Origin of the sequence: Devosia sp. (assembly GCF_028290645.1) — a bacterium.
Lineage (GTDB): Bacteria > Pseudomonadota > Alphaproteobacteria > Rhizobiales > Devosiaceae > Devosia_A.
The window spans coordinates 1-2,803 of the sequence record NZ_JAQGJL010000266.1 but is presented as its reverse complement, the minus strand read 5'-3'; the positions used below and the strand labels follow the sequence as shown (position 1 = coordinate 2,803).

Annotated in this window: 2 protein-coding genes; both read left to right on the top strand. The window is 61.5% G+C overall.

Annotated elements, in window-relative coordinates; translation table 11 throughout:
* A partial coding sequence (locus JWQ89_RS14540) for a hypothetical protein (RefSeq protein WP_299642152.1) occupies window positions 1–521 on the top strand: 521 nt, incomplete at its 5' end.
* A 2-nt stretch (window positions 522–523) separates the two neighbouring features.
* On the top strand, window positions 524–2,803 hold a 2,280-nt coding region (locus JWQ89_RS14535; RefSeq protein ID WP_299642151.1), incomplete at its 3' end, for a hypothetical protein.

Below are 2,803 nucleotides of genomic sequence, written 5' to 3'. Positions count from 1 at the left end.
AGCAGTGGTGGGAGCGGACGAAACGGGAGATTCGGTGCCACGAGGTCGAGCAGATCCTCGCCTCCGACGAGGCGTTCGCCGAGGCGATGAGGGAGATAGACCCGTCGCTGGTCAAGCCTCTCACCCCAGACGAGGTTGATCGGCTCGTCAAGCGTGTGATTTCCGCACCAGAGGGTGCCGCCCGTCCGACACCGCCACTCGCACTTCGGCTGGCTGCATCCGGAGTGCAGGAACCAAAACCTCAGTTGCAGGCAGGCTGCGAATATCTTTGCGCGCTGGCCTCCGAGGACGATGCACGCCATCTTGCGTCTGAACCGACCGGACGTTTGTCAGTCATCCCAGCTCCCCCTCCAGGCGTCACGCACTTGCGAATTGGCGACCTCCGGTTTCCCTTGAGCCGCGGGACCGGCGTCGTGCATGTGGAAGGGGTGGGGCGTGCCGACATCGAAGCCCACCTGGATGCGCGCAAGAACATGGGCCTCGGGCCCGACATTGAACTCGTCGCAAACGTAGAGGAATAGTTATGGAACGGTGGATAATCACCCAGCAAATCGGGATCCTCGCGCACTACTTATGCGAGTACTCCAGTCTAAACGTTAACGGCCTGCACGAGAAGCAGCGGGATGAGGTCAAGCAGGCGCGCAAGCACCTTCGGCTGGCTTTCGAGTCCGCCGTCGAACGTCACGGTTGGTCCGTGCCATCCCTCAATACCATGCCACCGGTCACCCTGTACCTCCTGCGACAGTTGGGGGCGGGAAATTTGAGTTCACGCTTTCGCGACCTACCCGACCTCATCGCCGAGGCCCTGTTTCAGATGATCGAACAACGGCAGGCGCCGTTCGCTCGTCTGCAGGATTTCGTCCACCATCTGCTCCATGCTCCCGGTGACCCGTCTCGCGTGCTACGACTTGGAAAAGCCCTGTTTGGTCAGCGAGCATTCCCCGGCAGGATTGACAATAAGCGCACTCGCTGGCAGGAGATTGAGGACAGCGCCGACGAACTCGCCCGGTTTCAGGAACTAGTGCTAGGATTGCGCAGCTATCGCGGCTCCACTCAAGAACGTCTACACGCGATCGGCCAGCTGGTGCAATTGATTGGCTCGGAGTCCAACGAGTCTCCTTGTCCGGCCCAGGTTGAGAACATCTTGATGCAGCATGCCTTCTGTTGGCCACTGCTCGTCGTGGCGGGAGGACTTGCTGCGACTGGACTCTCCTTGCCACTGAGCGTCGACGTGGACATCCCGGACTCCCGCGACCTGGACAGTCCGGCGGTGCGCGCCCGCCGCCGACGCCCAACGATCATAGGCGGGCGCTACCTCGACCTTTCAATGAAGGATGGACACGGTCGCAACTGGAACAACTATCTCACATTCGCGGGCATGGTGGGTCGCGACTTGTGGCAATCCACGCACGGACATTTCGGACCCTTCCGCGACCGCGTCCGGCGTTCCGTTGTCGTTTACGATTTCAGTGCGGCCGACCAGATCGTTGAACCACTTTTGCGTGCGCTTGGCATGGCCCGGATGCCGCTCAGCGACGGCAGTGCCGTACCCTATCTCGCACAGACGGTGCTGGCCAGGCTCCTAGGCAGGCGATGGTACTACCAGAGCGTGGTCACTGGCGAGTCGGGCCTCAGGCGGTCCAAAGCGTCCGATGGTCGCCGTCTGCTCGACTACGATTTACTACAATCGGGCGGCATTCCGCAAAAGCTCCGATGGGTGTTCATCACGCGTCAATTCCATCGAGTTATCGTGGCGTCCTCGGGGGGGGCACGGGCCATCGTGTCGACGTTTTTCGAAGAACAGGAGCGCAACAGCCGGGACGGCCGCGCTAAAGCCTTTGCGCAAACGTCGGAGGTTGTTCAGGCCTTTCGCCAGTCGAATGTCGCGGACGCCTTTCATTCAGAAGGGTGGCGCAAGTGGGCCTACATTCGGCTGCCGGAAGTGAGGTGGGATATTCATTCTGCTGAGCGGCCCGGCCTGTTGCCGCTCGAGGATGCCGGCGTTACCACTGTGCTACGCGCGTTCCGCGAGAGTAGCGGGCCGGTCTTAGAACTCTCCGGCGTCACTCCCTCTGCCGTCGCATCGGCGCTGTGGCACATTAACACCACACTCATCCCTCACATCACCAGGCGCACCCCACCCGGGCTCTCATGGTCGTTCATCCGCGCGACGAGCGATGAGCAAGACAGCTCATTCTGGAGGAACCTCTGGCGGCTGATCGGAGCGCCGGCTGACGAATTCGAGCGGTTCCGGCATGCGCCGACGAGCGAGCATGCGACCGAAGAGATTGTGAGAGCCCTAAATGGCTACCTGCCCGACGAGCAACGGCCGAGCCACCGCGCTCCCGACCTCGTCGTCCTGGTGGAATCACGCCGCTTTGACGAGAGCTACGACGAGATCAAGGACCGGAATCCTGCCCACCGCCCACTGGCCGTAACGCCGATCATCGATCGCCTGCGGTTGGGGGATGCGCTAAAGGTTTCGCCGGTCCGGCACGAACACATGGAGTTGCGCGAGGCTTTAGGTTTAGTAAGGATCGTGCTGCTAAACGACGGCGCGACGCCGACGGCGACCCCTCTTCCCAATCTGAGCCCTGAGGACAAACTCATCTTGCGGCCACTTGCGACGTTCCGGTGGGGCTTTCGTCAACAGATGGCAGCGATGGTCTTACGGTGGTCCGGCATGCGTGGAATCGAGTTGCGCCGAGCCTTGCAGCATTTGACGGACCGAGGCGCATTGCGAAACGTCGGCGGCGAGTATCACATTCCCGCCGAGTTGCGCCAACAACTCCTCAAGGGCGTC